Annotated in this window: 18 protein-coding genes; 11 read left to right on the plus strand and 7 right to left on the minus strand. The window is 67.2% G+C overall.

Going from position 1 to position 22,989, the window contains the following annotated elements; genetic code table 11:
- Together QZ332_RS02300 and rlmD are read left to right on the plus strand one after the other, a co-directional pair.
- The coding region (locus tag QZ332_RS02300) for an MBL fold metallo-hydrolase (protein WP_295761835.1) at window positions 1–606 on the plus strand (606 nt) is incomplete at its 5' end.
- A 251-nt stretch (window positions 607–857) separates the two neighbouring features.
- On the plus strand, window positions 858–2,210 hold the full coding sequence (rlmD, locus tag QZ332_RS02305; RefSeq protein WP_295761836.1) for a 23S rRNA (uracil(1939)-C(5))-methyltransferase RlmD: 1,353 nt from the start codon (window positions 858–860) through the stop codon (window positions 2,208–2,210).
- A gap of 28 nt (window positions 2,211–2,238) precedes the next feature.
- Here rlmD and QZ332_RS02310 read toward each other — a convergent pair whose 3' ends face one another.
- Window positions 2,239–3,174 (minus strand): radical SAM protein, encoded by a 936-nt coding sequence (locus tag QZ332_RS02310; protein ID WP_295761837.1) that lies wholly within the window; start codon window positions 3,172–3,174, stop codon window positions 2,239–2,241.
- Window positions 3,175–3,300: 126 nt separating this feature from the next.
- On the opposite strand from QZ332_RS02310, the gene QZ332_RS02315 reads away from it, so the two are divergent.
- Window positions 3,301–3,627 carry a helix-turn-helix domain-containing protein gene (locus tag QZ332_RS02315; RefSeq protein ID WP_295761839.1) on the plus strand — a complete coding sequence of 109 codons (327 nt, stop codon included), beginning with the start codon at window positions 3,301–3,303 and terminating at the stop codon, window positions 3,625–3,627.
- Window positions 3,628–3,960: 333 nt separating this feature from the next.
- Here QZ332_RS02315 and QZ332_RS02320 read toward each other — a convergent pair whose 3' ends face one another.
- The 5 genes from QZ332_RS02320 to QZ332_RS02340 form a co-directional block, all read right to left on the minus strand.
- Complete coding sequence (locus tag QZ332_RS02320) at window positions 3,961–6,393, minus strand: M15 family metallopeptidase (protein WP_295761840.1); 2,433 nt, start codon at window positions 6,391–6,393, stop codon at window positions 3,961–3,963.
- A 67-nt stretch (window positions 6,394–6,460) separates the two neighbouring features.
- Window positions 6,461–7,162 (minus strand): hypothetical protein, encoded by a 702-nt coding sequence (locus tag QZ332_RS02325; RefSeq protein WP_295761841.1) that lies wholly within the window; start codon window positions 7,160–7,162, stop codon window positions 6,461–6,463.
- 21 nt (window positions 7,163–7,183) lie between these two features.
- Entirely contained in the window at window positions 7,184–8,755 is a 1,572-nt protein-coding gene (locus QZ332_RS02330) for an S-layer homology domain-containing protein (RefSeq protein WP_295761842.1), read from the minus strand.
- A 73-nt stretch (window positions 8,756–8,828) separates the two neighbouring features.
- A complete protein-coding gene (locus tag QZ332_RS02335; protein ID WP_295761844.1) occupies window positions 8,829–10,175 on the minus strand; it encodes an alginate O-acetyltransferase AlgX-related protein in 1,347 nt (448 codons plus the stop codon).
- A 145-nt stretch (window positions 10,176–10,320) separates the two neighbouring features.
- A complete protein-coding gene (locus QZ332_RS02340; protein ID WP_295761846.1) occupies window positions 10,321–11,712 on the minus strand; it encodes an MBOAT family protein in 1,392 nt (463 codons plus the stop codon).
- A gap of 251 nt (window positions 11,713–11,963) precedes the next feature.
- On the opposite strand from QZ332_RS02340, the gene QZ332_RS02345 reads away from it, so the two are divergent.
- The 5 genes from QZ332_RS02345 (at window position 11,964) to QZ332_RS02365 (ending at window position 18,704) form a co-directional block, all read left to right on the plus strand.
- A complete protein-coding gene (locus QZ332_RS02345) occupies window positions 11,964–12,422 on the plus strand; it encodes a hypothetical protein (RefSeq protein WP_295761848.1) in 459 nt (152 codons plus the stop codon).
- Window positions 12,423–12,635: 213 nt separating this feature from the next.
- Complete coding sequence (secA, locus tag QZ332_RS02350) at window positions 12,636–15,386, plus strand: preprotein translocase subunit SecA (protein ID WP_295761850.1); 2,751 nt, start codon at window positions 12,636–12,638, stop codon at window positions 15,384–15,386.
- Between the two features lie 465 nt (window positions 15,387–15,851).
- On the plus strand, window positions 15,852–16,109 hold the full coding sequence (locus tag QZ332_RS02355) for a hypothetical protein (protein WP_295761852.1): 258 nt from the start codon (window positions 15,852–15,854) through the stop codon (window positions 16,107–16,109).
- Window positions 16,099–16,905: a peptidoglycan editing factor PgeF gene (gene pgeF / locus QZ332_RS02360; protein WP_295761854.1), complete on the plus strand. Its 807-nt coding sequence runs from the start codon at window positions 16,099–16,101 to the stop codon at window positions 16,903–16,905. The genes QZ332_RS02355 and pgeF overlap by 11 nt, the downstream gene beginning before the upstream one ends.
- Before the next feature lie 269 nt (window positions 16,906–17,174).
- Entirely contained in the window at window positions 17,175–18,704 is a 1,530-nt protein-coding gene (locus QZ332_RS02365; RefSeq protein WP_295761856.1) for an ABC transporter substrate-binding protein, read from the plus strand.
- 52 nt (window positions 18,705–18,756) lie between these two features.
- Here the strand turns inward: QZ332_RS02365 and rpsU are convergent, their stop codons facing one another.
- A complete protein-coding gene (gene rpsU / locus QZ332_RS02370; protein WP_016324321.1) occupies window positions 18,757–18,939 on the minus strand; it encodes a 30S ribosomal protein S21 in 183 nt (60 codons plus the stop codon).
- A gap of 404 nt (window positions 18,940–19,343) precedes the next feature.
- Between rpsU and QZ332_RS02375 the strand changes: the two genes are divergently transcribed.
- The 3 genes from QZ332_RS02375 (at window position 19,344) to QZ332_RS02385 (ending at window position 22,987) form a co-directional block, all read left to right on the plus strand.
- Window positions 19,344–20,432, plus strand: a complete 1,089-nt coding sequence (locus QZ332_RS02375; RefSeq protein WP_295761858.1) for an ABC transporter ATP-binding protein — start codon at window positions 19,344–19,346, stop codon at window positions 20,430–20,432.
- A 119-nt stretch (window positions 20,433–20,551) separates the two neighbouring features.
- A complete protein-coding gene (locus QZ332_RS02380) occupies window positions 20,552–21,418 on the plus strand; it encodes an AraC family transcriptional regulator (protein WP_295761860.1) in 867 nt (288 codons plus the stop codon).
- Window positions 21,419–21,688: 270 nt separating this feature from the next.
- Window positions 21,689–22,987 (plus strand): sugar ABC transporter substrate-binding protein, encoded by a 1,299-nt coding sequence (locus QZ332_RS02385; protein WP_295761862.1) that lies wholly within the window; start codon window positions 21,689–21,691, stop codon window positions 22,985–22,987.
- Window positions 22,988–22,989 lie beyond the last annotated feature (2 nt).

Genomic DNA, 22,989 nt, shown 5'->3' on the forward strand with positions numbered 1-22,989 from the left:
ACCCCCAAGGTCATCATCTCCGCCTCCGGCATGTGCGACGCGGGCCGCATCCGCCACCACCTGAAGCACAACCTCTGGCGGCCGGAGTGCACCATCCTCTTCGTGGGCTACCAGGGCGAGGGCACCTTGGGCCGCCAGCTCCTGGAGGGGGCCGACCGCGTGAAGCTCTTCGGCGAGGAGATCGCCGTCTGCGCCCATCTGGAGAACTTCACCGGGCTCAGCTCCCACGCCGACCGGGACCACCTGCTGAAGTGGATCTCCGGCTTCACGGACCCCAAGCCGGAGCATGTCTTCGTGGTCCACGGCGACCGGGAGGTCGCGCCCCACTTCGCCCAGACGCTGGTGAACATGGGCATCCCCGCCCACGCCCCCCAGTATACCGAGGTCTACGACCTGGCGGCGAACACCGTGCTGGAGCGGGGCTACCTCCCCGAGCGGAAGGTCAAGGCCGTCAGCGGGTCCAAGGGCGCGCCGGCTTACGAGCGCCTGGTGTCCGTCAGCGGGATGCTCACGGAGTTCATCAAGCGGAGCCGGGGCCGGGACAACAAGTCCCTGGCGAAGTACGCGGCGGAGCTGCGGCAGCTGCTTGAGAGATGGGAAGCGTGACATACGGACCGTGACTGCGGCAGGGGGAGCGGCGCTCCCCCTCAGCCTGTCGAAACGGCCTTTCGACCGGCCGGGCAAGTCCCCGGGACTTTCAAAAAAGTCCCGGGGACTTATGAGCGAAAATGAAAGGGACCCTCCCTGGGTCCCTCTCGTAAGGCTCTTCCTCCCCGTCGGGGGAGTCCCCCCTATTTTTTCGATACTCGGAAGGGGAGCGCCGCTCCCCTGTCCTTTGCTGAAGAGGAGGCGCTCAGATGGAACGACTGCGCAGGGGCGGGCTGTTCACCGCCGAGGTAGAGGGATACTCCAGCGAGGGGCTGGGCATCGTCCGGCTGGACGGCGCGGTGGTCTTCGTCCCCCGGGCCGTCCGGGGGGAGACCATCGACCTGCGGATCGTCCGGGTGATGAAGTCCCACGCCCTGGGGGAGATCGTGAAGATCCGCGTCCCCTCCCCGGAGCGGGCCGTCCCGGACTGCCCCTATTACGGGAAGTGCGGCGGATGCGACTTCCGCCACCTCACCTATGCGGAGGAGCTGCGGGCCAAGCGGCAGCGGGTCCAGGACGCCCTGCGCCGCATCGGCGGTTCGGACGTCCGGGTGGAGGAGATCCTGGGGGCCAGGGACCCGGACCATTACCGCAACAAGTGCCAGTACCCCGTGGGGCCCCATGGGGAGATCGGGTTCTATCAGGCCCGGACCCACCAGGTGGTCCCGGTGGACCGCTGCCTCCTCCAGCCGGAGGTCTGCGACCGGACGGCCAAGGCCGTGGGGAGCTGGATGAAGCGCTACAAGGTCCCCGCCTACGACGAGGGGACCGGCAGGGGACTGATCCGGCACATCTACGTGCGGACCAGCCGGAAGGGGGAGAGCCTTTGCTGCGTGGTGGCGGCAGGGCGGAAGGTCCCCCGGGAGGCGGAGCTGGCCGCGCTGGTGCTGGCCGCCGCGCCGAAGACCGTGGGCGTGGTGCTGAACGTGAACACGAGGAAGGGCAACGTCATCCTGGGGGAGCAGTACCGGACCATCTGGGGGCAGGACTCCCTCATGGACACGCTGTGCGGCCTGGAGTTCCGGCTGTCGGTGCCCTCCTTCTACCAGGTGAACCGGGACCAGGCGGAGGTCCTTTACGAGAAGGCGCTGGAGTTCGCCGCCCTGACGGGGCGCGAGACGGCACTGGACCTCTACTGCGGCGCGGGGACCATCACGCTCTTACTGGCGGGCCGGGCGGGCCGGGCCATCGGCGCGGAGATCGTCCCCGCCGCCATCCGGGACGCGGAGGCCAATGCGGAGCGGAACGGCGTGGAGAACGTGGAGTTCTTCTGCGGCGACGCGTCGGACACGGCGGCGCGGCTGTCCGCCCAGGGGCTGCGGCCGGACGTGATCACGGTGGATCCGCCCCGGAAGGGGCTCAGCCCGGAGGTCGTCGCCTCGGCGGCGGCTATGGGGCCGGGGCGGATCGTGTATATCTCCTGCGACCCGGCGACGCTGGGGCGCGACGCGGCGCGATTCGCCGGGCACGGCTATCGGGCGGTCCGGGCGGCGGCAGTGGATATGTTCCCGGGGACGAGGCATGTGGAGTCCGTCGTGCTGCTGCAAAGGGGGGAGCCGTAAATCCCGCCGCGCCGCTCGTCCGGGCCCCTCACAGGTGGCGCAGCCCTGCCCGGTATCCCCGGAGCTCCTCCTCTCCCATGGTCTCGACGATCCGGTCGACCGCCGCGATGAGGGCCTCCTTATCCTCCGGCAGCGTCCCTTGGAACCGGAAGGCGTTCGACGCGCCCAAGGCGGCAAACCGGGTGGGGATCTCCAGTCCCTCCAGCAGCGTGCGGACCTCCCGGTACTTCTCGGTCTCGCTCTCCTCTTCCCAGCGGCCCCGCCGGATCTCCCGGTAAAGCTCCGAATCCGGCTGGACGGTCAGCATATTGACGCCGATCGCCGTCGGGTGGAGCCGATTGCAGACGGCGGCCGCCGCCTTCGCGCCGGTCTCCCCCCGGCCGGCGCCGGAGATGCCCGCCAGGTAAAAGAAACTGTAGTGGATCCCGGACCGGTCCAGCCGCCGGCACTGCTCCACGATATCGGCGGCAGTGTAGCCCTTGTCCATGAAGCGCAGGGCCTCGTCATCGCCGGTCTCGACCCCGATCGTCAGTCCGTCGTACCCGGCCTGACGGAGGGACGCCAGCTCCGCGTCCGATTTGAGCGCGATGTCCGTGACCCTCGCGAAGCAGCCGATCGTCCGGATGGACGGGATATACGCATGGATCAGGTCCGCGATGGCCATGAGCCGTCCAGGCTCCAATACGAAGGGGTTCGCCCCGGTCAAAAAAGCCCGCCGGAGGCGTTCCGGCCTGGGCATCCCCTGCAGGCGGGACGCCAGCATCGAGATGGGGTCCGTGCTCCACAGCTGTGCCTCCTGCAGATCGCTCTCGATGTCTTCCAGGGGAGACATCCTGAACTTGAACGGCAGATCGTGATAGAGCGTGCAGAATTTACATCTGTGATGGGTACAGCCTGCCGTCACCTCCAGCAGCAGCGAAGCGGCCTCATAGGGCGGCCTCCAGATCGTTCCCGTGTGATGCATGTGAGGACCTCCTTGTTTTTTCCGCCATTATAGCACGGTACGATGGAAATGGAAGTACGGTACTTTTTCGCAGTACCTAGTTTTTTCGCACGGCCGTGCCAGAATACCATGAGGAGGTCCTGGAAGATGCGGAAGACGGAAACGGCGGTCCAGCGCTGCAAGACCATGTCGGCCCTTCAAAAGATCTTGGGCGGCAAGTGGAAACTGGAGATCCTCTATTATATCGCTTTTTGCGGTATCCATCGGTTCGGGGCGCTGCGCCGCCAGCTCGGAGAGATATCGGAGTCGTCCCTGACGAAACAGCTCCGGGAACTGGAGGCGGACGGGTTCTTGATCCGGCACGACTTCAAAGAGATCCCGCCGCGGGTGGAATACACCCTGTCCGATCTGGGCCGGAGCTTCATGGACGTCATCAGCTATATGAAGTCCTGGGGGGATCGGAACCTGCCGTGAAGGGGCCTGCTCCCGCACGCGCCTCCCTCCCGCCGTCCAAGATCCCCCCTGCTCCTTTGGCGCCACAGCGCCCCGTCCGGCTCTACCGCCGGACGGGCCAGCCTGTCGAAAACCTCTTTTCGACAGGCTGGGCAAGTTTTCAGGACTTTGAAAGTCCTGAAAACTCCTGATCTAAAATGATGCAGGAGACCCCTCCTGGGTCTCCCGCACACACCCGTCCTTCCCGCCGTCCAAGATCCCTGCTGCTCTTTCGACACTACAGCGCCCCGTCCGGCTCTACCACCGGACGGGGCGCTCCGTCATCGTCATATGAAGGCTCTAAGGGGGCTGGGCTCAGTCTGCGGCATAGCCGTCCCGGTCCAAGGTCCAGCGCTTCCCATCCACGGTGATGGTGGTATCCTTGAAGATGCTGCCGTCCGCGTCCCGGTAGCGCCAGCCCCGGTCGTCCCGGGTCCAGCCGCTCATGTCCACGCCCTTGGAGAGGTAGCTGCTCAGGCCGATGGCTTCCCGGGTCTCGTCGTCCTGGAAGTGCCACCACTCCGAGCTCAGGCCCCGCATCCCCACGCCGGTCATGTATCTTTCCAGGCGCTTGGCGTTGTCGTTGTTCAGGTACGCGGCGGAGTACCAGCTCAGATCGTGGATCGCGCTCTGCATCTCCAGCTCCTCGCCGCTGTCGATGGCCTCCAGCGTCAGGTCCAGGGCGATGCCCCGGTTGTGGGCGGAGGCCACCTGGGCCAGGAAGCTGCTCAGGCGGAACCGCCCGCCGTCGGTCATGATCTTGAAATAGGTGTCGTACTCGGTCTCCGCCTCTCCCTCGCCGTCTTCGGTCCCGTCGTCCACCTGCCCGTCCTCCTGGGGCGGAGCGTCCGTCTCGGAGGGAGGGACCGCTTGGGATCCGCCGCCGGACAGCTGCAGGCCGGTCTCCTCCTCCAGCAGCGCGAAGGAGGGGGCCTCCGGCCCCGCCGGAGCGTCCGGGGCGGGGACCCCGCCCTCGGGCGGCGGGGCGTCTCCGTCCTCCGCTCCCTCCGTTCCTCCCTCCTGCCGCAGGGCCAGGTCCTCCCGGCTGATCTTCTCCCCGGTCTCCGGGTCCAGCAGGAGGCCGTCGGCCAGGTCCACGGCCCATCCGGTGACCGGGTCCAGGACCCTGGGCTCCTCGTCCTCTCCCAGGGGGACGCCCTCCTCATCCTCGAAGCTGTACACCAGGGCGGCCCAGTCCAGCTGGGCGGAGGTGGTGTCGTAGAGGTAGCGGGTGGCCTCGTTGGGGCGGAACGCCTCGTAGATCTTCAGCCGGTAGCCGTCCTCCTCCGCCCGCCGGGCGGCGGTGAGCAGCTTCTTCGCGCAGGGGTACAGGTAGGGGACCAGGAAGCCCCCGTCCTCCTCCTGGACGTGCTCGAACCCGGTGACGACCTGGTCCGTGATCAGGGCGATGGGGGACTCATGGACCTTGAAGACGGAGCTGTAGCTGTTCGTGATGTCGTACTCGCAGTGGTCGCCCACGTATCCCGGCAGGTCGATCATGCAGAAGCGGCTGTCTATGTAGCCGTACCGGTCCTTGTAGCGGACCCGGAACCAGTCCCCCTGCTCCTCCAGGACGCAGAGGGCGGTGCCGCCCGGGATCTTCCCCAGGGAGGCGGAGCCCGCGTCGGGCCCCTCATAGTAGGGCTGGCCGATGATGGGCCATACGGTGGCGTACAGCGGATCGGCGGAGGCGTAGAACTCCACCTCCTCCGAGGAGCGGACGCCGCCGCGGTCCTTGGCCGCGACCCGGTAGCGGTGGTAAGACCCGGAGCCCAGGCGGCCCAGCTCATAGACGGACCGCTCCGCCGGCTCCAGCGTGTCCAGGAGGACCCAGTCCTCTCCGTCCCACTCCTGGAGCTCGTAATACTCTCCGCGGGTCTCCTCCCACTCCAGGCTGACGACCCGGGGCGCGGTCTCCCGATAGATGAGGTCCAGCTCGTCCCCCAGCAAGTCCTGCCGCTCCACGCGGACCAGATCGGAGGCGGGCCCGCAGAGGATGCAGCCCTCCCCCCGGACGGCGGCCCGGACCTGGATCTGCAGGGGATGGCCGTAGGCGGGCATCGGGATATCGCCCTCCCGGCCCACGGTGAGGGTCAGGGACTTGGCGTCGGCAGCAGCGGCTCGGTGGGCCCGGCCCTCCTCGTCGATCGTGAAGACCTCGTAAAAGTCCGGGGCGCGGCCCGCCAGCGTCCACTCCAGGGACAGCTCCCCCGGCGCGGGGACGGCCTTGGCCTCCGGGGCGCCCAGATCCACGGCCTCGATCTGCGCCGTCCGCTTCTCGCTGGATGCGCGGCGGGGCAGGCCCAGCAGATCCATGCCCCAGGACTCCGCCCGCAGCTGGAGCGTCACGGGCAGGGATACGGTCCAGGCCCTGCCCCCGTTGCTGAACACCGGATATTCGACGGGCATGGCCTCGCCGCTGTGCCGCATGGACTGGATATAGGACACGTCGTCCACGATACGGTCCAGCGCTTCTTCATAGGTGCAGCCGTCCTCCTCGGCGATGCCCGCCGCGGCATCCGCCAGGGCGCCCCTTTGGAGCGCGGACTTGAGCTTCTCCCGGATGTCCTCCGGGACGCTCGCCTTGGCCTCCGGCCACTCGATGTCGAAGCTCCCGTCCTCGTTGAAGCAGACGAGGACCTCCCCCTCGCCGAAGACGGGGCGGAAGCTGCGGGGCACGTAGAGATAGGCTGCGGCCAGGACTGCCAGCGCGAGGGCGGCGCAGACCAGGATGGTATTTCGTTTCATCAGATCCTCCAAGGGGCATTCCGGCCTTCCTATCGGTCAGGATACGCCTGCCCCGGCGCAAGATATGTCAAAACACGGCGTAGACCGTTTCCTGATCCCCTTCCCTCGTGGTATAGACGGTGAAGCCGTCGTAGGTCAGCTCACCGTCGTCGCCGTCGACCAGGCAGCTGGGGGCATAATCGGAGGCGAGGGGACGGCCGATGGCGGCGTACAGCTCGCTGACGGGACGGCCCACCAGCCCCTCGGCCACAGACTTGCGGTCCACGCTCTCGGCGGGCGCGGGCTCCGGCTCCGGAGCGGGCGCGGGCCCTGGAGCAGGCTCCGGCTCCGGATCTGGTGCAGGTCCCGGCTCCGAGATGGGCGCGGGGGCAGGCTCCGCCCCGCCCTGTCCGGCCGCAGGCTCCGCATCCCCGGCCTGTCCCGGCTTCGGGGCGGGCGGGTCCTTGGCCTCCGGCTTTTCGGACGGCGCGGGCTCCGGGGGCTCCTCCGCCTGCTCCGGGGCCTGGCTCCCCGCATCCGGGGCCGCCCCGCCGGACCCGCCGGCGGGCTCCTCCGCCTGACCGGGCCCCTCCTCCGTCCGTCCGGCCTCCGGGGCCCCGCCGGCTTCGCCGGATCCTTCGTCCCCCGTCTCCTTGGCGGGGGCGTCCCCGCTCCGTACCGCAGGCTCTCCGCCCTCCCGGGCCGGCCCGGCCTGAGGGGCCTGCCCGCCGCAGGCGCACAGGGCGCACAGCAGCGCCGCGCAGAGCAGGATGCTCCATGATCTCTTCATGATATGCCGTCTCTCCTTCCCTCACATTTGGACGCCGCCGTGCTGGGGCCGCCGGTAGTTCCAGCTGTTCCCGGCGTCATAGAATTTATAAAGGTCGATGTCGAAGCGCTGCTTCCGGCGGTAGGCCATCTCCAGCTCGGTATCGAAGATATAGCTCTTGCCGTCCATCGCGATCTGCACCCAGCTGTGGGGGGACTTCCGCACGCCCACGGTGCCGTTGTAGATGGCGGACTCATAGCCGATCCAGCGGGAGAGGTACCAGAACAGGGCGGCGTAGCAGTAGCAGTTGCCGTAGCCGGTGGTCAGGATGCGCAGGGCGTCGGTCTCCATGTAGTCGTAGACGCCGAACGCGTAGGGGGCCCGGCGCAGATAGGTGAAGGAATCGCGCGTGTAGAGGTACAGGGCCCGGAGCATCTCCTCCTGGGTCTGGGAGGGGGCGGTATGGGCGGCCACGATGTCATGGAGCCGGGCGTCCAGCTCCCCGTTCCCGGTGGTGAAGCGGCCCAGGCTGTTGAAATAGTGGTTCCGGACCACGGCGTCCCGGACCAGGTCGCCCCTGGCGCTGTCGTAGCAGTACAGCCAGCCGTCCACCAGCCGGAAGCCGTCCTGGGGGACCTCGTCCTTCGGCGTGTGGGAGGTCCACTGCTCCGTCCCGCCGGTACTGGTGTGGCCGTGGCTGACGGTGGCCTCCAGCACGTCGTGATAGTACCAGCTGGAGGGGGCCAGGTCGATGTAGAACGCGGGATGCTCCCGGTCGATATAGTCCCTGTCCGCCGACCGGCCCAGGGCCCGGTTCAGCAGCACCACCGCCGTTGCCCGGCCGATGGCCTCGTCCGGCCGGAAGAGCCCGTCGCCGCCCCCCTGCGCCCAGCCGTAGGCGCGGGCGGAGAGGATGTAGGAGGCGTTGGGATCGTCTTCGGGCACATCGGGGAAGAGCTCCCCGTCGGTCCGCAGGGGGGAGAAGGAGGCGATGCAGCGGACGAACTCGCCCCGGGTGACCTCCCGGTCCGGCTCCAGCATCCCGTCCCGGGCCTCGATCACGCCCAGGTCCGCCAGGGTCCGCAGCGCGTCGGCATACCAGGCGTCCTCCGGCACGTCGGCGTAGACGCCGACGGGGACCTTGGCCTGCTCCGGCAGGAGGCGGTAGAGCATCTGGGCCGCCTCGGCCCGGGTGACATGCCGGTCGGGGTGGAACGCGGCGAAGGCGCCGCCGCTGCCGTAGGCGTAAGCGGTGTGGACGTCGGTGGACAGGGAGACGCCCGCCGGGACCTTGCCGGCCAGAGCGGCTTTCTCGTTCTCCCGCTTCTTCTTGCCGACCTGCGGCTGGTCGGGGGCAAGGCCCCCGTCGTCCGCCGGGACGACGGGGGCATCGGACGTCCGATGCCGGTCCGGCGCGAGGCCGCTGCCGTCCTCCCCGTCCGCCGGGCCGCTGTCCTGGGGCCCGCCGTCCTCCGGCGGAGGCGCCAGGCCACCATAAGCATCTTCGCTGTAGTCCTGCGTGCCGGGGTCCTCCGCCCCGGCGGCACAGGCCGGCATGACGGTGACCAGCATCACCAGCGCCAGCAAAAGCGCGATCCAATCGATCTTCCCCATACGGTATCTCTCCTTTACCCTCTGTCTGTCCGTCCTGTCTGTCTCTTGGAAAAAGCTCCCCGCACGGCGTCCCTCAGGCCGGGGCATAGGCGATGCCCACAGGCCGGATCCCCTCCGGGAGGTAGAGGCCGATGCCGCCGTCCTCCAGCAAGAACGCCTCGTAACAGCCGCCGTCCGAGGTCAGGACCAGCACCGGCGTATCCGGGGCCGCGTCCGGGAGCTCCTGCCCCTCTAAGATCCGCGGCCCGCTGACCAGCGCATAGCCCGGCAGGTCCTCCGACGGCTCCGCGTCCAGCTCCACGCCGCTCCCATAGACGGCATACGGCTCCGGCAGTCCCGTCCCCCGCCGGGGCGCGGGCATCACGGGGACCTCCCGGATGAGATAGCGCAGGTTCCGCTCCACCAGCTCCGCCACGACGAAGTCCGCTTCCCGCCGGGCCGTCAGGTCCAGCCGGTAGGGCATGGACCGGGAGAACAGCGCCGCGCCGAAGCTGTCGGCCAGGTAGGGGTACAGCAGGTTCCCGAAGGAGTCCCGGAACATCAGCAAAGACCCTTCCCCGCCGCCGTGGGTCATGATGGTGAGGTTCTCCGCCGAGCGGATGGGCGCGTCGTATCCGAAGTCCAGGACGCCGCCGTAGACCCGATCCGCCTCCAGGCCGTCCCCGGCGGGATAGAGCATATCGTAAAGGTCGCCCTTATGGACCTCCTCCGGGGAGAAGGGCCCGGCGAAGTAGGCGGAGGACCGTCCCAGGGCCTCGTTCAGCGCGTCGGCGGCCAGGGCCGCGCCCTTGCTGTCCCAATGGGAATCCGTCCGGAAATAGAGCGTCTCCTCCCGGTCCCGGAACAGGGCGAAGCAGTCCAGGTACTCCACGCCCTGCCGCTCCAGCTCCGCGGCCAGCCGCTCGGCGTCGTGGGGCTCCCCGGAGGCGGTGAGGCCGGGCATATGCTCGGGGTAGAGGGAATTTTTATTGGGGGCGACGGTGAACAGGAACCGCGCCCCCTGGCTCTCGCAGTATTCGCAGATCAGGGACAGGTTCCGGGCGGCGGAGAACAGCTCCCGCCGGTCCATGGGGTCCAGCCCGGCGTAGTCCGCCAGGGTGTCCCCAAAGTAGAGCCAGCCGTCCCTGCCCAGCACCACGTCCTCCGTGATGGAGCTGTGCAGCCCCTTGGCGTTCAGGGCGGACCACGCGGTGATCAGGTCCTGGCGGAGGAAGAAGTTGTCCGCCGCGTAGTCCCGGAGCTTGGAGAGGAAGCCGGGATCCCAAGCTCCCCCGGCGTCCCGGAGGGCGGGAGGGGCCGCGATGGTCTGGTTGCCGCCGGCCGGGCCCTCCCGCACCGGCAGCAGCATCCCCAGGGAGGGGATCAGGCACAGCAGGAGGATCAGGGCCGTGAAGGCGGCGTAGGCAGATCCTTTTTTCATGACATCGCCTCACAAGATGGAGATATATGGCCGCAGCCGGGAAGGGGCGGGCGCTCCTCCCCCGGGCCCGGGACCGCGTCCATAGGCCGGGGGATGCGGCCGGAGGCCCGCGCCGGCGGCGTCCCGCGGCCGGGGATGCGGGGCCTCAGAACTGGGCGTAGATGAAAGGCTGGAAGCTGCTGCCCGCCGCCGCCAGGAGGCAGAGGACGAACAGCGCCGCCGCGCCGGCGTAAGAGGAGAATTCCAGCCAGCGGCCGTCCAGGCGCTTTTTCAGCCAGGGCGCCACCGGCAGGCTCCCCACGACGCCCGCGCCCAGGGCGCACCACACCGCCGGGCCGATCCGCTCCAGGGCCAGCGTGGAGGCGGGGGTGGGGGCGAAGCCGGTGAACATGGCCCGCAGGACCGTCACGGCCTCCCCCACGGAGCTCGCCCGGAAGACCACGAAGCCCAGGCAGACCGCCAGCATCGTCCAGACATGCCCCGCGAAGCGGCCCAGGGGCCCCCTCTGGAGCTTCCCCATGGGCAGGACGCTCTCGGCGGCGGAGAGGAGTCCGTGCCACGCGCCCCAGAGGACGAAGGTCCAGCTGGCCCCATGCCAGAGGCCGCAGAGCAGGAAGACGGCGGCCTTGTTCAGGCACTTCCGGGCGGCGCCGCGCCGCCCGCCCCCCAGGGGGATGTACAGGTAGTCCCGGAACCAAAAGGAGAGGGACATGTGCCACCGCCGCCAGAACTCGGTGATGGAAGCGGAGACGTAGGGATAGTCGAAGTTCTCCGGGCCCTCGAAGCCGAACAGCGTCCCCAGGCCCAGGGCCATGTCGCTGTAACCGGAGAAATCGAAGTAGATCTGCAGGGTATAGGCCGCGGCGCCCAGCCAGGCCATGCGCCCGTCCAGCCCGGCCCCCAGGCCGAAGGCGGTGTCGGCGACCGTGGCGGCCATCTCGGAGATCAGCGCCTTCTTGGCGAAGCCCACGATGAAGCGGCGGAGGCCCCGCGCGCTCTGCTCCGCGCCGGGCCGGGGGCCGTCCAGTCCGGCGGAGAACTGCCCGAAGCGGGCGATGGGGCCGGAGACCACCTGGGGGAAGAAGGAGACGTACAGCAAAAAGTCGCTGAAGCGCCGGGCGGCCCGGTCCCCATCCCGGTAGACGTCGATGACGTAAGCCATGGACTTGAAGGTGAAGAAGGAGATGCCCATCGGCGGGAGGAGGCCCGCCGCCGGGATCTCCGTCCCCAGCAGGGGGCCCAGGCTCCCGGTGAAGAAGTCCAGGTATTTGAACATCCCCAGCAGGAGCAGGTGGAAGGCCAGGACCGCCGCCAGCAGGCCGCGCTTCCGCCGGGCCCGGGGCATGAAAAAACCGGCAGCGAAGCTTACGGCGGCGGACAGGAGGAGACAGGGGAGCCCCTGCCATTGCCCGCAGGCATAAAACAACAAGCTGACGGCGATGAGGAGATAGATCCGTCCCCTGCCCCGGGCCGGCCGGACGAGCAGCCATGCCGCCGGGAAGAAGAAGAACAGGAAGGGGGCGGAATGAAACGCCATGCGAACACCAACTCCATATAGAAGACTCCCGCGGGCCGGGTGGCAAAATGTGTCGGATCTATGGAGAGCATACACCTTCATGCCGAGAAAGTCAAGACATGCGGCCCTCCTGCCGCCGGGAGGCCCTCCCCTCCCCGCCGGCAGATCCCGGGGCCGGGCCTGCCTGCCGCCGGGGGGCGAGGCCCCGGGGACCGGGAACTTTTCCCGCTCCCCCGCCGTCTAAACGGACAGACCTACAGGAGGTGAGGAGGATGCGTCTGAAAAAATGGCTGTGCTCCCCGTGGATGCTGCTTTTGCTGGGGGCCGGGATCCTGCTGGCCATGGCCGACCGCGGGACCTACCGGCAGGAGGGGATCTCCATGACCGCCGTGGAGGGATCCGTGACCTCCAGGAGCGTGACGGTGGAGGTCCTGAACCGCACGGACCGGCGCATCTCCAACGCCGGGGAGCTGGAGGACTACCATGTCCAGCGGCGGCTGTGGGGGCTGTGGCTCCCCATGCGGGAGGAGGGGCGGCCCGGCGATACCGTCTGCGCGGCCCTCGAGTCCTGCTCTTATGAAAAGGACGTCCCCCGGCGCCTCACCTTCTACTGGAGCGACACGCGCCCCTTCGACGCCCTGCGGCCCGGGCGGTACCGGCTGATCCTGCAATTTTGGGACCACGGCGGGGAGGCCCCGTTCGCGCTGGCGGCGGAGTTCACCGTGGACTGACCTCCCTTCCCGTTGGAGAAGTCCCCACTCCTTTTCGACACTCGGAGCGGCGGCCCCTCCCGGCCGCCGCCTCTTTGTAAATTTTTTTCTCCCGCCCTGGATTTCCTTTGCATTTTCGGAGGGTCTGTGGTAAGCTATGGTTGTTTTACTATGGATATCGCCGGCTCCCCCGCCGGGGGAGCCTCCAATTTAGAAAGGAAGTTTCAAACGAACATGGGCCTGATAAAAAAGATTTTCGGTGACTACAGCTCCCGGGAGCTTCGATCCATCTATCCCATCGTGGACAAGATCGAGGCCATGGCCGACGAGTACAAGGCCATGACCGACGCCCAGCTCCAGGCCAAGACCCAGGAGTTCAAGGACCGCCTGGCCGGCGGCGAGTCCCTGGACGACATCCTCCCCGAGGCGTTCGCCACCGCGCGGGAGGCGTCGGACCGGGTGCTGGGCCTGCGGCCCTACCGGGTGCAGCTGGTGGGCGGCGTGGTGCTCCACCAGGGCCGGATCGCCGAGATGAAGACCGGCGAGGGCAAGACCCTCGTCGCCACCCTCCCCGCCTACCTCAACGCCCTGGCGGGGAAGGGCGTCCACATCGTCACGGTCAACGACTACCTGGCCAAGCGCGACAGCGAGTGGATGGGCAAGGTCCACCGCTTCCTGGGCCTCAAGGTGGGCCTGATCGTCCACGGCCTGAACTCCAAGCAGCGCCAGGAGGCTTACGCCGCCGACATCACCTACGGCACCAACAACGAGATGGGCTTCGACTACCTCCGGGACAATATGTGCATCTACTCCCAGGAGCTGGTCCAGCGGGGCCACTCCTTCGCCATCGTGGACGAGGTGGACTCCATCCTAATCGACGAGGCCCGGACCCCGCTGATCATCTCCGGCCAGGGGGAGAAGTCCACCCAGATGTACGACATGACGGAGATGTTCGTCGCAAAGCTGAAAAAGCAGGTGGTCGTCCAGGTGGACAACAAGGAGGAGGAGTCCTCCGACATCGACGCGGACTACGTCGTGGACGAGAAGGCCAAGACCGCCACCCTCACCGCCCGGGGCATCGCCAAGGCGGAGGAGTATTTCCACGTGGAGAACCTCTCCGACCCCTCCAACTCCACCATCAGCCACCACATCAACCAGGCCCTCAAGGCCCACGGCACCATGAAGCGGGACATCGACTACGTGGTCAAGGACGGGGAGGTCATCATCGTCGACGAGTTCACGGGCCGCCTGATGTTCGGCCGCCGGTACTCCAACGGCCTCCATCAGGCCATCGAGGCCAAGGAGCACGTCAGCGTCAACAGCGAGAACCGCACCCTGGCGACGATCACCTTCCAGAACTACTTCCGGCTCTACGACAAGCTCTCCGGCATGACCGGCACGGCCATGACGGAGCAGGAGGAGTTCGGCACCATCTACGACCTGGACATCGTCGAGATCCCCACCAACCGCCCCAACCAGCGCGACGACCACCACGACGTGGTCTACAAGACCGAGGCCGGGAAGTTCCGGGCGGTCATCGAGCAGATCAAGGCGTGCCACGCCAAGGGCCAGCCGGTGCTGGTGGGCACGGTCTCCATCGAGAAGAACGAGCTTTTGAGCAAGCTCCTGGCCCGGGAGGGGATCCGGCACAACCTCCTCAACGCCAAGAACCACGAGAAGGAGGCGGAGATTGTCGCCCAGGCGGGCAAGTTGGGGGCCGTCACCGTCGCCACGAACATGGCGGGCCGCGGCACCGACATCATGCTGGGCGGCAACGCCGAGTACCTGGCCAAGGCGGACCTGGTGAAGGCCGGGTATCCCGAGGAGGTCATCATCGACGCCACGGGCTACGCCGACACGGACGACCGGCAGATCCTGGACGCCCGGGAGCTCTTCGCCGAGAAGCTGGCCCAGCACAAGGCGGAGATCGCCAGCGAGGCGGACCAGGTCCGGGACGCGGGGGGGCTGTTCATCATCGGCACGGAGCGCCATGAGTCCCGCCGGATCGACAACCAGCTCCGCGGCCGCGCCGGCCGCCAGGGCGACCCCGGCGAGACCCGGTTCTATATCTCCCTGGAGGACGACCTGATGCGCCTGTTCGGCGGGGACCGGATCACGAACATGATGGACCGCTTCGACCTGGACGAGGACACCCCCATCGAGAACAAGATGCTGACCAAGGCCATCGAGAACGCCCAGACGACGGTGGAGTCCCGGAACTTCCAGTCCCGCAAATCCGTGCTGGAGTACGACGACGTGATGAACAAGCAGCGGGAGCTGATCTACGGCCAGCGCCGCCAGGTCCTGGACGGCATGGACATCAAGGACACCGTGCTGAACATGATGCGCACCTCCATCGCCAACCATGTGAGCCTCGCCTTCGGCGAAAAGCAGCACCTGGACGCCGCCGCCTGCCGGGAGATGCTCCGGGGCCTGGAGGGCATGTACTTCGCCAAGGGCGCGGTGGACATCCCCGAAGGGGAGCTCGCGCAGAAGAGCCAGGAGGACTTCGACGGGGCCTTCACCGCCGCCGCCGAGCGCTTCTACGAGGCCAAGGAGGCGGAGATCGGCAGCCCCGTCATGCGGGAGCTGGAGCGGGTCATCATGCTCCGGGTGGTGGACGAATACTGGATGGACCACATCGACGCCATGGACGACCTGAAGCAGGGCATCCGCCTCCAGTCCTACGGCAACAACGACCCCGTGGACGTGTACAAGCGGGAGTCCCTGGACATGTTCGAGGAGATGATCGCCGCCATCCAGGACGAAACGGTCCGGCGGCTGTACTCCGTGCGCCTGCGCAAGGACGAGGAGGTCAAGCGGGAGCGGGTCGCCAAGGGCATGGTGGAGAACGTCGGCGGCGACGGCACCAAGCCCAAGAAGCAGCCCACCCGCGTCGTGAAGATCGGGCGGAACGACCCCTGCCCCTGCGGCAGCGGGCTGAAGTGGAAGAAGTGCACTTGTCCGGAATACCATCCGAATTGATGGGCTTGTTCTCGCCCTGGCGGGCGGGGAGGGATCCAGCCATGATGATGGCTGTTCCATCGCACCCCCCATTTTCTCTTTTTATTCCCGAATAAAAAGAGAAAACGGGTCGTGCACGGTCCAAAAGAGAAAAACAAGGGGATGCGTCACGAAGGCGCGGCTGGTGTGCTTCCGTTTTTTGGCGAAGGTCTTCGGGCCGCGGCACAGTGCGGGCGGGGGTTTTGGTGGTCGTCGAATCGCCTTCCTTCTCTCTCCGCTGACGCTGATGCTCTGGTGATCGGATCCGCAGGGGCCGCCGCCCTGCGCAGCCGTTGGCGGCTTTGCCGCCTTACGGATGCGGCGTACCCCTGCGGGTGCTCGGCGGCCCGTTCCTCCGGGACCGCCTTCTGCCAGTAAACACCCTGCGGGGAAGGGCCTGTGTGTCCGCCTTCCCGGTGGGCTTTTGATCGGAAAGGAATACCTCTTATGAACAAGGATAATGACAACGTCCTCTCTCTGCTCCAGGATATCAAGGAACTCCTTTTTGGTGCGGTACTGATCCTGGCAGGCTGGATCTTCATTCTGGCTCCGTTCAACGAGGAGATCCCTCTGTGGATTTGTGGACTGCCGTTCTTTGCCTATGGCGGCTTCCATGTTTGGAACGGCTGGACGAAGCATGAGCTGGTCGAGAAAAACGGCGAGACCCAAAAGGAGGAAGAACAGGGAGGTCCTCATGCCCTTTGAGACCCATCAACAAAACGGCCTGGTGTGGCTCACCGCTCCTGATCTTGGCGGCGTCCGCCACGGCTTCTCCACCCGACTGGGTGGCGTGTCCCCCGCCCCCTGGGACAGCTTGAACCTCCGCCCCGGCATGGGGGACGGCCGGGAGGCCATGCTGGAGAACTACCGCCGCTTCTGCGCCGCCATCGGCGCAGATGTTGATCGGTCCGTCCTCTCCCGGCAGGTCCACGAGACGAACGTCCGGGCCTGCACGGCCGAGGACGCCGGGAAGGGCCTCTCCCGGGAGCGGGACTACGACAGCGCCGACGCCCTGGTGACGGACGTGCCGGGCCTGACCCTGTTCGTCTTCTCCGCCGACTGCGGCACCGTGCTGCTCCACGACCCGGGGACCGGGGCCGTGGGCGCGGCCCACGCGGGCTGGCGGGGCTGCGCCGGGGGCATCGTCGAAAAGACGGTCCGGGAGATGGCCCGCCTTTACGGCGCGGAGCCGGGGCGCCTCCGGGCCGCCCTGGGCCCCTGCATCGGGCCATGCTGCTTCGAGACCGACGGCGACGTCCCCGCCGCCATGCGGGAGGCCCTGGGAGAGGACGCAGGCCCCTATCTGGAACGGCGGGGAGCCAAGTGGCACGTGGACCTGGAGGGCCTGGAGCGCCAATGGCTGCTGCGGGCGGGGGTCTTGCCGGAGCATATCGAGGCCGCCGGCCTCTGCACCGCCTGCCGCCCGGACCTGTTCTGGTCCCACCGGAGGATGGGGGAGGCCCGGGGCGTCCAGTGCGCGGCCATCACCGCCGGGAGATGACGGTATCCGCGCCGGGAGGCAGGGGCCGGGAGGCCCTTGGCTCCCGGCCCCTCAGCCTGTCGAAAACGTCTTTTCGACAGGCTGAGCAAGTTTTCAGAACTTTCAAAAAAGTTCTGAAAACTTCTTGATCAAAAACGAAAGGAACCCTTCCTGGGTTCCTCTCGTAACTCTCTTCCTTCCCGTCGATGTAGTCCCCCTTCTTTTTTGACACTCTGAGGGGCCGGGAGGCCCTTGGCTCCCGGCCCCTCGTTCGTTCGTTGAGGTGAGTCATGAAGAAATGCCTGTGTGAACTGCTCGCGCTCCTGCTGCCCTTCGCGCTGCTGACCGGCTGCTGGCAGGAGGAGCTGCCGGAGGGGCCGGACGACATGCTGCCCCCCTTCGAGGAGGAGGCGGAGGACGGGCCGGAGGGCCCCGCCCTGCCGCAGAGCTTCGCCCTGCCCTATACGCCCGGGGGGAGCCTGGACCCGGCCGACTGCGCCGACGGGATGCAGCAGGTGGCGGCGTCCCTGCTGTACGAGGGCCTGTTCCGCCTGGACGAGCGCTTCGAGCCCCAGCCCTGGCTGTGCATCAGCTATACCCATGACGAAGCGCTCGCCCGCTATACCTTCTCCCTCCGCCCGGGCGTCCTCTTCTCCGACGGCACGCCGCTGACGGGCCGGGACGTGAAGGCGTCCCTGGACCGGGCGCGGGAGTCCGTGCGCTATGGCCCCCGCCTCGCGGGGATCGGCTCCATCCTCGCCGACGGGGACAGCGTCACCATCTCCCTGAAGGGCCCCAACGCCGCCCTCCCGGCCCTCTTGGACGTGCCCATCGTGAAGTCCGGCACCCAGGGGGACGGCGCCCCCACCGGCACGGGGCCCTATTTCTACGCCGAGGAGGAGACGGGGCCGTACCTGATCGCCAACCAGTCCTGGTGGCGGGGGGAGGCCCAGCCGGTGGACCGGATCGCGCTGGTGGAAGCGCCGGACACCGACGCCATGCTCTACCGCTTCTCCTCCCACGAGGTGCAGCTGGTCACGGCGGACCTCACGGGCGTGCTGGCGGTGAGCACCACCGGCAGCGTGGACTGCGTGGACGCGGCCACCACGGTGCTGCAATACGTGGGCTGCAACACCGGCCGTGCGCCGCTGGACAATCCGGCCCTCCGGCGGGCGCTGTCGGCGGGCATCGACCGGGACAACGTGGCCGGGGCCTTCCTCTCCGGCCACGGGCAGGCGGCCGCCTTCCCGGTGTCCCCGGCCTCCGCCCTGTACCCGGCGGACCTGGAGGAGGGCTATCCCCCGGACGGCCTTGCCTCGGCGCTGGCGGAGAGCGGCTATGTCCCGGAGCGGCCCCTGACCCTGCTGGTGAACGAGGAGAACAGCTTCAAGCGGGCCATCGCGGGCCATCTGGCGGAGAGCTGGACCGCCGGGGGCCTGCCAGTGGAGGTCCGGGCCCTGCCCTGGGAGGAGTACACCGCCGCGCTGGACGCCGGGGACTTCGACCTCTATTACGGGGAGACCCGCCTCACCGCCGACTGGGACCTGAGCGGCCTGCTGGCCCCCGCGGGGGCGCTGAACTACGGCCACTGGTCCGACCCGGAGACCAGCCGGCTCCTGGAGGCCCTGGCCGGGGCGGAGGACCGGGCCGCCGCCATGCGGGCCCTGTGCGCCCATCTCAAGGACCAGATGCCCATCCTGCCGGTGTGCTTCAAGTCCACCTCCGTGCTGACCCAGGCGGGCGTGGTGGAGGGCATCTCGCCCACGGCGGCGGAGCCTTTCTACGACCTGGGGGCGTGCGTCATCCATCTGGGGGGATGACGCGCGCGCGAAAAAGCCGCCGTGCCAAAGGCACGGCGGCTCTCCACATCGCTCAGTAGTAACGCTTCTTGTTCTTGCGGGCGGCTTCGGACTTCTTGCGCCGCTTCACGCTGGGACTCTCGTAATGCTCACGCTTCCGGACCTCGGCCAGGACGCCGGCCTTGGCACAGCTGCGCTTGAAACGCTTCAGCGCGCTGTCGATGGACTCGTTCTCCTTCACATGGATCTCAGACATCTATATTTTCCCTCCCTCCGAGGTATCCGGCTATCTCCAGGATACTTTAAGGGCCATGTCATATGGCTTCAACATCACTATTATACAGATCCCGCCCAAACTTGTCAAGAGTGTTTTTCATAAAATCCCTCGAAGGAGCGCCGGATGCCGGGACGGGACGCGCCCTCCCCGCAAAAAACCGGACGCGTATGGCGCAGGCCCCTCCGGGACGGGCCGCGCCGCGGGACGGACCGGGGCGCCCGGGGCCGGAGGATCGCTCGGACGGGGCCATGGCCGGGGCGCGGTGCGGCCCCCCTGTCCCCGGGGGATGCCGGATCTTTACCTGTACCGTCGGGAATTTACCCTTGCGATCCCGAGAGGCCCGTGCTATGCTTTTGCCAAAATCGATCGAGGAGGAGCCCATCATGGCCAGTATCACCTTCAAGCATGTCGAGAAGACCTATCCCGGCAACGTCACCGTCGTCCCCGACCTGAACCTGGAGATCCAGGACAAGGAGTTCGTCATCCTGGTGGGCCCCTCCGGCTGCGGCAAGTCCACCACCCTGCGCATGATCGCCGGCCTGGAGGACATCTCCAGCGGTGAGCTGTACATCGGCGACCAGGTGGTCAACGACGTGGCCCCCAAGGACCGGAACATCGCCATGGTGTTCCAGAACTACGCGCTCTATCCCCACATGACCGTTTACAAGAACATCGCCTTCGGCCTGACCCTCCAGAAGATCCCCCAGGACGAGATCGACCGCCGGGTCCACGAGGCCGCCCAGGCCCTGGACCTGGAGCACCTGCTCAACCGCAAGCCCAAGGCCCTCTCCGGCGGCCAGCGCCAGCGCGTGGCCCTGGGCCGCGCCATGGTCCGCAACCCCGCCGTCTTCCTGCTGGATGAGCCCCTCAGCAACCTGGACGCCAAGCTCCGCACCGCCATGCGCGCGGAGATCAGCCGCCTCCACAAGCGCCTCCAGACCACCTTCGTCTACGTCACCCACGACCAGACCGAGGCCATGACCATGGGCGACCGCATCGTGGTCATGAAGAGCGGCATCATCCAGCAGAACGACACCCCCCAGAACCTGTACGACTACCCCTGCAACCTCTTCGTGGCGGGCTTCATCGGCTCCCCCCAGATGAACTTCCTGGACGCCGTCATCGCCGAGGAGGACGGGAAGCTCGTGGCCAAGACCTGCGGCGCCGCCATCGCCCTGCCGGAGCGGATGGACAAAAAGACCTTGGGCGCTTACGTGGGCAAGCCCGTGGTGCTGGGCGTCCGTCCCGAGGACCTGGACCCCGCCGACGGCGGCGACCTGGAGGCCACCATCGAGATCGCCGAGCTCATGGGCGCGGAGACCCACCTGCATCTGGACTGCCAGGGCAGCAAGCTCGTGGTCCGGACGCCCTCCAGCTACTCCGGCAAGGTGGGCGACGCCGCCCGCCTGAGCCTGAACAAAGACAAGATCCACCTGTTCGACAAGGAGACCGAGCAGGCCATCGCCCACTGAGCCTCCCTCCCCGAGAGGGCTGCCGCCCAAAGGGCCCCCGGCCGCTCTGGCGGTCCGGTGTCAGGACGGGCCGGAGCGGCGGCAGCGCAGGCTACCGGCCATGACCATGGAGGTCCCCTATGCCCCCACGTGCCAATGAGAAACGAGATATCCGGCCGGCGGCCCCCGACGTCACCGTCCAGGGGCTGCTCGCCCTCCCTTCCGCCCGCATCCTCCCCCTCTCCGCCGGGGATCAGATCGCCGGCTATGGACAGACCGGGGACTACATCCTGGCGGCGGCGGTCCAGGGGAACCTGACCGTCTCCGCCTACGAGCACTACGCCCTGCTCGACCCGGGGCAGGCGTACCTGCTGGCGGAGCCGGGGGAGTACACGGTCCAGGCCGTGTCCGACGGGCTGTACCTCCTGCTCCGGCTCCAGGGCGAGCTGACGCCCCGCCTGCTGGCGGACCGCCTGGCGGACGGCGGCGCCCTGTTCCACACCGGCGCGGCGGCAGTCCGGGAGGCGGCGCTCTCCCTGGCCGTCCTGGAGGACGAACAGGGCCAGGTCCCGGCCGGGACCGCCTCCGCCCTGGCCTACGCCATGCTGCTCAAGCTCCGGGACCTGCCGCGGACCTTCCGGGTGGACGCCGGGTCCCCCCTGGTGGAGGCCGCCGTGGCCATCATCCAGGAGGAGTTCCCCTTCCTGGAGGGCGTGGACGAACTGGCGGAGCGCCTGGAGGTCTCCGCCGCCCATCTGGGCCGGGTGTTCACCAAGAAGATCGGCACCTCCCCCGGCAAGTACATCACCCGCGTGCGGATCGAATACGCCAAGCTCCTCCTCCGGGACCCGGACACCACCATCGGCTATGTGGCGGAGGCCTCCGGCTTCGCCAACGCCAACTACTTCGCCAAGGTCTTCCGCCGGGAGACCGGCCTGTCCCCCAGCGAATACCTCGCGGCCGCCCCGCGGGGCCCCGCCGGCAACATCCCGCATTTTGGCATATAATGTAAAAATCCAGGAGCCCCGGGAGACGGTCCCCCGGGGCTCTTTCCCTATATTTTATGTTTTGCACAAAAGGAAATCGCCGCATCTGTAGAAACTTAATGAATTTTTTGAAAACATGCCAAAATGTCACTTGACTTGCGCTTAAAGTGTGATTTCCAACATCCGGGTATATTTTATTTGATCCAGTCCATTTACACCGCCCCTTGGAGCGTATTATGATTTATGCAGTTTCGATGAACCGTGCGAAATTTGAAGCAGAGGAGTGGAGTTATGAAAAAGATCCCCCGCGTCGCTGCCATCGCTCTGGCCCTCACGCTGCTGCTCGGCCTGTGCGGCTGCGGAGCCGCCGATGGCAAAACGCACCTGACGTTCCAGATCTGGGACGTCTACCAGCGCGACAGCATGGTGGCCATCTGCGACGCCTACACGGCCCAGCATCCCGACGTCGTCATCGACGTGCAGGTCACCAGCTGGAACGAGTACTGGACCAAGCTGGAGGCCGCCGCCGAGTCCAACACCATGCCGGACATCTTCTGGATGCACACCAACCAGATCTTGTACTACACCGAGTTCGGGATGCTGGCGGACGTCACCGATCTTTATGACGACGTGGACCCCAACTATTACGAGGCACATTTCTCCGAGATCTCCCGGGGCAACGCCCAGGGCGTCGACGGGAGGATGTACGGCGTGCCCAAGGACAAGGACAACATCGTCCTGTGCTACAACAAGGAGATGTTCGACGCCGCCGGCGTGGCCTACCCCGACGAGGACTGGACCTGGGACGACATGATGGACGCCTCCCAGAAGGTCTATGATACCTTGGGCAAATACGGCTATATGGCATACAACGACGACCAGTGCGGCTACTGGAACTTCGTCTACCAGGCCGGAGGCTGCATCCTCACCGAGGACAAGACCAAGGGCGGCTTCGATCAGGAGGGCACCCGGAAAGCCATGGCATTCTATATCGGGATCCAGGACCAGCCCTGGTGCCCCGACCAGACCTATTTCGCCGAGACCACGCCGCAGACGGCCTTCTTCTCCGAGGCCGGATGCATGTACTTAGAGGGCAACTGGAACCTGTGGGCCATGCAGGAGAATTTCCCCGAGATGCGCGGCAGATGGGACATCGCCCCCCTGCCCAAATGTCCCGATCCCGTCCAGGGAGACGGCCGGGCCACCATCTCTAACGGCCTTTGCTACTCCACCGCCGCCCACGGCAAGACCCGGGACATCGCCCTGGACGTCATCAAGTTCTTCGGCACCGAGGAGGCTCAGCTGATCGCCAGCGGGTTCGGCGCGGCGGTCTCCGCCTATGACGGCACCGAGCAGCCCTATTTCGACGCCTTCGCCAACGCGGGCTACGACCTGGACCTGGAGATCCTCAACGACCAGTTCGAGTACGGCGTGCAGAGCGTCAACAACTCCGCCCGGCCCAAGTGGAAGGCGCCCGTCCTGGATGAGCTGAACAAGGTCTACAACGGACAGCAGGGCTTCGACGCCGGGATGGACAACATCCAGGAGATCATCAACACCGAGACCGCCAAAAAACTGGCGAACCAGTGAGA

It is taken from the genome of uncultured Oscillibacter sp. (assembly GCF_910584465.1).
GTDB lineage: Bacteria > Bacillota > Clostridia > Oscillospirales > Oscillospiraceae > Oscillibacter.